Raw genomic sequence first — 8,909 nt, 5'->3', positions numbered from 1 at the left:
GAAAGAAAAAAAGCGTCGATTTTAGAAGAAGAGAATATCACGCTGCTTATCCAAGCGCTGCAAAACGAGCCAATCAAATTCCGAACCATCATTTTATTGGCCATCGACTCCGGGTTACGTCTAGGCGAATTATTGGGACTGCAATGGGATAACATTGACTTCGAAAAAGGAATGCTAAGCGTCACCAAAAGCGTCCAATGCCTAAAAGGGAAAGGCGTTTTTCTTAAAGACCCCAAAACCGCTTCGTCTGTCCGTAGCCTTGCAATCTCCGCAAGCGTCCTAACTCAATTAAAGCAATATCGCTGCTGGCAATCGCAAAAGAAACTGCAACTCGGCGATCAATGGCACGATGAAAACTGGCTCTTTACCAAGTGGAACGGCGAACTCATGTACCCCACAACGCCATCACAATGGTTCAGTAGATTTTTGAAACGCCACAATTTAGGCACCATGCCTTTTCATTCACTCCGACATCTCTCCGCCACACTCTTGATCTCTTTGGGAGTTCCCTTGAAAAACGTCAGCTCTCGCTTAGGCCATACAGACATCCGTACCACCGACATGTACTACTCCCACGCCCTGGAATCTGTAGACAAGCAAGCCGCTGATAAAATGAACGGGTTTCTCCAGCAATCCCTCGTCAAAAGAAATAACCCTTAAAGTACGAAAAAGAAGCTTCTGTCACGACGTTATCTTGTCGCTGACTTTAGCTTCTTTTTTCTATGTTCTGACTATGCACTACCCCTGCAATTCGTAAAGAAAACCGGCAAAAATCTTCTTAAGGCGCAAATAAGGCGCAAAAAGCATTTTTAAATAAAAAAGCGGGCTCCCACAAACCTGGGAACCCGCGAAATTACTGGAGCCGATAATAGGATTCGAACCTACGACCTACTCATTACGAAAATTTCCCACATTTCACAGATGCCTACGATCCGCTTATTTACTGGTTCTGCGGGACTTTCAAGCTTTATATTTCCTAAAGTTTAAGGAGCACTAAGGGACAACACTTCAAAGTTCTTTTACTTCGACTTCATATTTTTCCTTTAAGATTTTTTACATAAATTGAGATATGCGTTTTCTCAACATACAATATTTCAAATTCAATTCAAAGGACTTATTTATTTTTCGCCGAAGTGTGAGCATACAACTAATTTTGCGGAGGAGGTACATATCTTGAAGTTTTATGCAGGCCGTTTTAGTCTTGTACCCGCAAATCAAAACTTATTTTATCAATTGGGAAGTGAACAAAAATTCACATATGCTCTTGAAGCGCTCCATCATGAATGTGAATTTAACCATAATGGGCTCTCTCTTTTATTAGAGCCTATTCTTGACACTCATAACAATGTAATTGGTGGTAAACTTGGTCGCCAAACATCAAAAACATTGCCACTTAAAGATGATGGCAAATTAATTAAGCGCCGAGCGATACTTTACCCATATATATTGTTTATCTTAGTTCCAGAAGAACAAATTATTTTGTTTCAACGAGACAGAACAGTCTTCTCATCTGACCTACAAGTCTTTCGTCATCTTGAATATTTCTTTGAAATGCAGTTGCTTGAAAAGGGACTGGAAGTCAGTATAAAACCTTTAACAGCAAAAGGAAAGTTCTGGGATGCAATAACTACTTCAGAAAAAATATATAACATCCGATTCGTTTTGGAAATGCCAAACTTTCTTGGTTCTACGGAGAAAAATCTTCGTGATACGTTAAAAGAAATTAGAAACCTCACCAATGGAACTAAACTTGATATCGCAGTAAATAATAAAAATGGTGAACTCAAACTAGGTCCAGATGAAACTATACAACCAATGGTAAATTGGTCAGAAAATGGTGCAGGTGAATGGACTGTTCGCCGGAAAGCAAAGGGCCACAAAAAGCCTACAACAATTAAAAATTCCGATCAACTTGCTACTTTCGAGTATGATAATGATATAGATACTACTGATGAAGCTGCAATAAAAGACATTTATTCACACATTGATTTAGGCTCCTATAAAGTCAAAAAGTGATTTTTAAACAGTTAGATTTTGAGGAGTTGTTATAATGCTTTCCTTCATAAAAAACCACCCTATTACCAATTTAATTGCTAACCGAATTACGTGGATTATTCTCTTTGCATCCTTAGTGCTAAACCTATTTTTCAATGGTGATAAATGGATCGAAGAGGGTATAAAGTTAATTCCCCCAACAATAGGTTTGCTCTGGGGCGGCCTCGTTGCAACCGTTGCGATTATATTCGCATTGATGAAAGAGGAAGACTTACTAAAACTTCATCGATTGAACCATAACTTTACTACTGCGCTATTAAACTTGAAAAATCATTTAACTACTCTATTAATATTATTAGCAATCTCACTTTTGAGCTTTTTTATTGAAATTCCATTTGTCACCAAGATGCTTAATGAATTCAACATTCCCGTCATTAACATGTTTTACTTTGTAGAGTCTTTCCTCTTTTTTTTCGCTGTTTATTCAGCCTATGAAGTAATTAATAGTTTATTTTTGGTCTTTGAAATTAAACTGAATCTACTTGAAAGAACCCATCCTCCTAGATAGGCTTTATTAATATCTCAACTCAACACAAATAAAACGAGAAGGCTTCTGAAAATCCAGAAACCTTCTCGCTTCCAACGCCACTAATTTTAGCCATCATAATTTATACTAGCTAAATAGCATTCTGCCGTTTCTCCAAAAAAACAACGAATAGTCGAAAAAAAAGCAGGCCAAGAGTTATTACGTTTCCTTAATTGACTCCTTACGAGAGTTTCCATAACTTCAGATATTTCTTTTCCCGAAGATGTCATAAGCGATATTTGCTCAATTAAACCTTCAATAACTGCCTCTCGCATTCTTCTTAACCTTTCGACATTCAAATGAAGGTCATCAATTGTATTTTGAGCTTGAGATTGCATTGCTTGTGGGCAATTTTGCAAATCCACCATCATTTTCCCTTTTTCTTCTAAGGCTGTTAGTTCATATTTAAAAATTCTACCTATCGGTACGTGAAGAGGATTCAATATTACTCCCTGGAGATTCTTACCTCCTTTATATGCATCGCACGAAGCCTCTCCAAACCGCAAGGGTTCATCTACAACCCCTCTTTGACGCCCACCATGACAAACTCCAATTAAATTATTCCATTCCAAAGCCCAATTAGGCGGAGGATTTTGCGATTTAGGTATAAAATGTTCTACCCTAAAATCATCTAATGGCCTAGATGAACCAGTTTGCTTTAAATCAATTTCACAATAAGCACATAATCCATTCTGATCATCTATCAATTGCCTTTTAATCTCTGTATAATTACTCCTTTCATCTCTAAACTCTTCCCACTTTGCATTCGGCTTGGCAGATTTATAGGTGATTAATGAATGTGGCTCTTGCCCTTTTTTTATTTTCTTCATTTCCGTGTACTACCTTCTCTTCTGTACTCTCTTACTCGAATATCTACATCCGTTTTCGCTAAAACAGGCTCGTAGCCTGCTCCCCACTCGTCTAAGTCTTTACGTAAATTTAATGCCTCACTACTATCCCATTGATCATTACTAACCAACTCCAAATACTGATGTAATTTTTTCACAATAGGAAGTTTCGATGGCCTAGCCAGTACATTTTGCACCATTTTTAAGACAAGATTACTTTCAGCACCTAATGAAAATGAAGGTACAGTCATATTGAAGCTTCCATCTTCTTCATTCCCTATGCTAATGATTCGAATACATTCCGGTTTGACTGTAGTCAATACTTGAGGACTATGTGTAGTTACAACAAACTGAATAAGAGGAAATGCTTCGCTCAACTTAGGTAAAATTTCTTGCTGCCAAGATGGATGTAAATGCATATCAACTTCATCAATCATCACAACCCCCGGAGTTTTTTTCACACACTCTTTGCCCATCCATGCATTCAGCTTTGCTGCTCGATATGCAATATCTAGCGTCAATCCAACAATATTCCGAATACCATCACTCAAGTAGCTAACAGGCAATCTTCCAAATTCATCATGCCATAAAGTTAGTTCTTGATACTGTATTGTATATCTAAGATTCCTCCATCCACTATGACTCAAGCAAATATTAGTAGCCTCAACAATCGCTTGTATTTCTGATGCATACGGAGCGCTTTTTCCCTCAGCAAACTCATTCTCTAAATAGCTTTCAACATTCATCATATGCGCATAGTACATCCAGTCTGCCGCAGCATTATAACTAGATGCCGGATCCAAGCAGTCCATATAGCCGGCAACACGAGTTCTACGCTTACTCGCTTTCGATTTTCCCTCGGTAAGTTTAATCGTTTTCCATAGTCTTCCCGTGCCATAATATGCAAATAAAGGTAAAACAATCTCTTTATCTGTATTGACTTTTTTCTCAATTTCACGCGCACACTCAATTAAATTTCGAGCTCCACTAATTGTAGTTCGGCTTTTTTTTCCACTTAACTCTCTCGTCCAATCTAAATTTTTTTCACCGATAGTAGCGTTAGCTTCCAGTTTTAAAGGTGTATGAAATTCAATTTCCTTGCCCCCAAGAGTTAAACTTTGTCTAATATCAGAAACTCGAAAATGAACTCCATGTCCATCACTAAACGCCCCAATAAATGGCCCGAACGCAACTGCTATCGCATCTAAAATGGCCGTCTTCCCTCCTCCATTTCGCGCAACAAGAACAGTCATCTCTGGATGAAATTCAATATCGACATTGCCAAACTCTCTATAATTACTAAGTTTTAATTTGTGCAATTTAAAATTTAACATCATTAACATCCCCTCAATGCAACACTTTTTTGCATCACTTATTCTCCACGTCTAATCTTTTTAGATATTTTCGCCAATTAAGAGAAAAAAGCCTTCAAGCAGTTAATATTGTCTTTAATTTTTCAAGAAGTCGCCTATCGTAAAGTATGCTTCAACATTACAAAGCCTGAGCCAACATGAATCTGACACAATATACTTCTGACAGATTCACAAGAAGCCAGAAACCCTTATATTCATTGGGTTTCTGGCTTTATATATTTTCCATCATTAGCATTCGCATTATTCAATTTATCAAATCATGCAAGAAGAACTAAAAAAGCAGATTCATTCCACTTCAAAAGCATAGCACTTTTCATTCCTAATTCGCACCATTTTCTACTGCATCCATCACTTCCAGAATAGGCGTCCCTTGCCTATTTATCAGAATGGAAACTTTATCATTTAAGACAATAGTATGTCCCCCTGAAAATGGTTGGACCGACTTATATTGAGCCGGCACCACGATAGCACCTTTTCGGTCTATAAATCCCCACTTATCATTTTCTCTTATTGCCGAAAGGCCTTCCGAAAAACTCATTGCTTGGTCATACGTAAAGGAAATCACACTCATACCGTTCTTATCAATATATCCCCATTTATCCTGTAATTGAACTGCTGCTAACCCTTCCGAAAACTCCAGCGCCCGTTCATAATCAAATGGTATCTTTTCTTGTCCTTCAATGTTTATATATCCATAGCTGCGTAATTTAAAGTTCCCTACTCGGATAAGTCCTTCTCTACAATTTTCTGGACTATAAGAATAGGTAGTTCCATTACGATTCCTTGCTTTGCGAACTTTAGCACTGATACTCTCCCTATATAACTGTCTTTCTCCTCTATCTACCCAATCGCCAATAATTTTCCCTGCCTTATCAATCAACGCAAACAGGCCATCAAGTTCAACATCCGCTTTTTCTCCCCAAAAATCGCCAACACAATCATACCGGGGTTCTATAACTTCACTACCATCTTGAGATACAAAGCCCCATTTGCCGTTTTTGCATACTGCAAACATACCTTCTTCGCAATCACGGATTTCATCATACCGAGGAGCTACTACTAGTTGACCATTTTGATTTACTAAGCCTCTTCTGCCATTTTCTTCAACAGAGAATAAGCATTGAGCGCCATAATATATTTTATTTTTCTGCAAGGGAACAATCATGTTACCACTTTCATCAAAAAGGCCCCATTTTTCTTCTAACAAAACACGGTACAAGCCCTTGGCAACGCAATTGACTTCCTGAAAATGAATAGGAATTACGATTTTTCCCTGCTTGTTAATAGCACCATAGCTTCCCTTGCTGCATACCAACGCAATTCCATCTTCAAACTCACTAATTCCATCGTATATGACTGGCAAAACGGCAATACCCGCTGCATCTACCAGTCCCCATTTTCCTTGCTCCTTAACTCGAAGCAACTCCCTGGTAAACATGCAGATTTTTTGATACCGTACATCAATAACTATATCCCCAGAGGCATTTATTACGCCCCACTTGCCTTGCCTCTTTATCAAAACAACTCCATATGCAAAGGGTTCTACCTCCCTGCCATTCCACAATTTATCGGCAGGGGAATTTATAACTTGAAAATTCATATTTGTATTTAAAGCAGACCATTTTTCACAAACAAGTGCCGATTTTGCTCCCGGAACACACCATTGTATTTTATTAGTGGAACAAGAAACAACAAAGCCATCCTGTTTTGCATGGTTAGACGATTGAGAGCCACAAGTTTCCTTGCGCATAAATATTGGAAATGTCAAAAATCACCACCGCCATTGTCCATAGAATATTTTATTTATTGTCTTCAAATCTCAAAAGGCAGCTTCTAGTAATCTCTTCGTTCCCTTCATATTTTCAAATATTCCTGATTTGTTTGGTGGAGATGTTCCATGCCAGTCCAACTCCACAATTACATTAATTTTGCTGGATGATATCCTTATGACAATCACACCATGCATTTCTAGTAATTTTCAAAACACTCATCACTACTAATGTTACTACTCCAATTACCACACTAATAGCAACACCCAGCTCGGATGCTACTGCGGTTGCTAAAACAGGAATCACATCTTTAATGAATCCTACCCAGCCATTACGTTCCTGACTATACTCAGAAGACTCCGTACAAAAAAACTTATATACTTCTTTTTTCGTACTATTCCACATGCTTCTCTTGTTCGCGCTTCCTGGACCTGTAGGTAGAAACATGGAATCCTTTTGTGTTTCTCCCGTTAACGTCTTCCCTAACACTTCAAAATCTTCTTGCGTTGCATCAGGTTTATCAAGAAGTTCAAGTAGTTTTGATCTCTGATATACAGGAATATTGGTTTGAATGAAAACTCTTAGATCAGCTAAAGCTTGTTCATTTTCCATACTTGCTGTCTAGCCCCTCACTTTCTAGCAATGGTAGCGCATGCTCAATGGCAGCAGCGTAACCAATGTTTGTTTCTACTCCAACTGGCCTATTACCCACAAAAACACTAGGTGCAGCTTGAAAGGGATTGAGGCGTCCAGATATTATCCCAATGATAAGACCTGTCCTGAGATTTATCAGCGGGCCTCCACTATTTCCCTCATGGCACATATTATCTATTTGTATCATCTTTACGCCATTAGAATCGATTATTTTCGCGCTCACGACTGCACTCATCGATGAGACTACACATAACCTATCACCAAAGGGATATCCCAGATACCCTACACTGGTTCCTATAGAAACCTCGTCAGCAGATCCAAATAGAATCTGAGCTACACTAACAACGTGCTGGGTTACAAATTTTAGTAGTGCAATATCTGAACAAGGGTCGTATTGATGAAGTCTTACTGCACTTGCTTGAAATCGTCCATCTAGATCTATCTTGGCATAACCATTCTCAGTTGTGGCTTTAGCAATAACTAAGTCATCGGTAGGATTGAGTATATGAGCACATGTCAATATATAACCTTTTTCGTCTACTAAAAAACCGGTTCCTAAAAAAGCCGCACTGTCTTCCCCTGTTTTGCGATAAACCATTACGCATCCACCAGCAAAGCGTTTAGCAACCTCAACTAACATGTTTTTCACACCACCCCTATAATTCCGGTTTTCTGAAGTATCTTAATTACATATTACGGAGGCGATCTGTCCCCTAGTAAATCCACCTATTTCGAGAATACCAATGAGCAGATTGGGTTTAGAAAAAAATAATCTCTGAAATCTTTTAGGTCATTCACTAAAATAAACTTTTTAACTTTGCCCTCAACATTTTTCTCCTCTCAGTAATAAACATTTCAAAATCCGCAAAGTCTAATATGTTAGGTATAACATGTTCTTCGCAAAATTTGTCAACAGTACAAGATTGTTTATTTGCTTCATGAAGAACCCATTCTTTTAAATTTTTATCTTGCTTTGACATATTTTCATTAGCATCAAGACATTGCAAGTTCAATATGCTGTTCCAATTATTAGGATCTTTATAAAATTCATATTTCCCCTGCGAAATGTTAGTTTGTTTTAAATATTCATCACCTTTAAATAGACTTTCAGGATGTAAATGATCCTTATGGAAATTACCATTCTTATAATCCAGATTTGGATATAACAACGAAAGTATGCTGAATGCTAGCCCACTATCCTTTTGAGTTAGCAGTAAATTATCTATATAATCATCATCCATTGTCATATCTTTTGTTGTTCCTTTAAGTTTATTTACAATCCGATCTTTAGGAAACAAGTCAACATTTGCAATAATCGGATTTTTTGTTACATCATCAGTAAATACACTTCTTATAGTAGTCAAAATATTATCACTTTGCCCACCAAATAATTTCTTGACTAGAACAATATTCACCCATTGCCTAATAATTTTTCGATCTTCCTCATAACATTTTCTAGTACTAAAATCAGTATAGATATTTCTATGATAGATATAATAGATCAAAGGTATTAAAGCATTTTTCGATGTTAATGTTGATTCTGTATACCCAAAAGCTTTTATTAACTCAAAGACACTACATATAGCTGCCCTAATGCTTTCCCACTTCAACTCAAATTCCTTAGCATTATCAGCTGAAAAGTTAGCAACTTTGAATTTAATGTTATTACTATATAGAATCAAGA

At 37.5% G+C, this 8,909-nt stretch carries 8 protein-coding genes and 1 pseudogene; 3 read left to right on the top strand and 6 right to left on the bottom strand.

Annotated features, from left to right (window positions below; genetic code table 11):
• The 3 genes from PHO71_RS24625 to PHO71_RS24615 form a co-directional block, all read left to right on the top strand.
• Window positions 1-660: site-specific integrase (locus PHO71_RS24625; protein WP_300208765.1), on the top strand; the 660-nt coding region annotated here is incomplete at its 5' end.
• A 513-nt stretch (window positions 661-1,173) separates the two neighbouring features.
• Window positions 1,174-2,016, top strand: a complete 843-nt coding sequence (locus tag PHO71_RS24620; protein ID WP_300208763.1) for a hypothetical protein — start codon at window positions 1,174-1,176, stop codon at window positions 2,014-2,016.
• Between the two features lie 34 nt (window positions 2,017-2,050).
• Entirely contained in the window at window positions 2,051-2,563 is a 513-nt protein-coding gene (locus PHO71_RS24615; RefSeq protein WP_300208761.1) for a hypothetical protein, read from the top strand.
• Between the two features lie 86 nt (window positions 2,564-2,649).
• Here PHO71_RS24615 and ptuB read toward each other — a convergent pair whose 3' ends face one another.
• The 6 genes and pseudogenes from ptuB to PHO71_RS24585 all read right to left on the bottom strand — a co-directional run.
• Complete coding sequence (ptuB, locus tag PHO71_RS24610; RefSeq protein WP_300208759.1) at window positions 2,650-3,411, bottom strand: retron Ec78 anti-phage system effector HNH endonuclease PtuB; 762 nt, start codon at window positions 3,409-3,411, stop codon at window positions 2,650-2,652.
• Window positions 3,408-4,772, bottom strand: coding sequence for an AAA family ATPase (locus tag PHO71_RS24605; protein ID WP_300208757.1), 1,365 nt, complete (start codon window positions 4,770-4,772; stop codon window positions 3,408-3,410). Before PHO71_RS24605 ends, ptuB begins: the two co-directional genes overlap by 4 nt.
• A gap of 349 nt (window positions 4,773-5,121) precedes the next feature.
• Entirely contained in the window at window positions 5,122-6,552 is a 1,431-nt protein-coding gene (locus PHO71_RS24600; RefSeq protein ID WP_300208755.1) for a WG repeat-containing protein, read from the bottom strand.
• A gap of 172 nt (window positions 6,553-6,724) precedes the next feature.
• Window positions 6,725-7,183 carry a hypothetical protein gene (locus PHO71_RS24595; RefSeq protein WP_300208753.1) on the bottom strand — a complete coding sequence of 153 codons (459 nt, stop codon included), beginning with the start codon at window positions 7,181-7,183 and terminating at the stop codon, window positions 6,725-6,727.
• Window positions 7,173-7,865 carry a serine protease gene (locus tag PHO71_RS24590; protein ID WP_300208751.1) on the bottom strand — a complete coding sequence of 231 codons (693 nt, stop codon included), beginning with the start codon at window positions 7,863-7,865 and terminating at the stop codon, window positions 7,173-7,175. Before PHO71_RS24590 ends, PHO71_RS24595 begins: the two co-directional genes overlap by 11 nt.
• A 157-nt stretch (window positions 7,866-8,022) precedes the next feature.
• Window positions 8,023-8,909: pseudogene (locus PHO71_RS24585) on the bottom strand (hypothetical protein); the annotation flags it as partial.

This window comes from Bacteroides sp., from assembly GCF_028690125.1.
In the GTDB taxonomy this organism is placed as follows: Bacteria; Bacteroidota; Bacteroidia; order Bacteroidales; family Bacteroidaceae; genus Bacteroides.
This window is presented reverse-complemented; position numbering and strand designations above follow the sequence as displayed.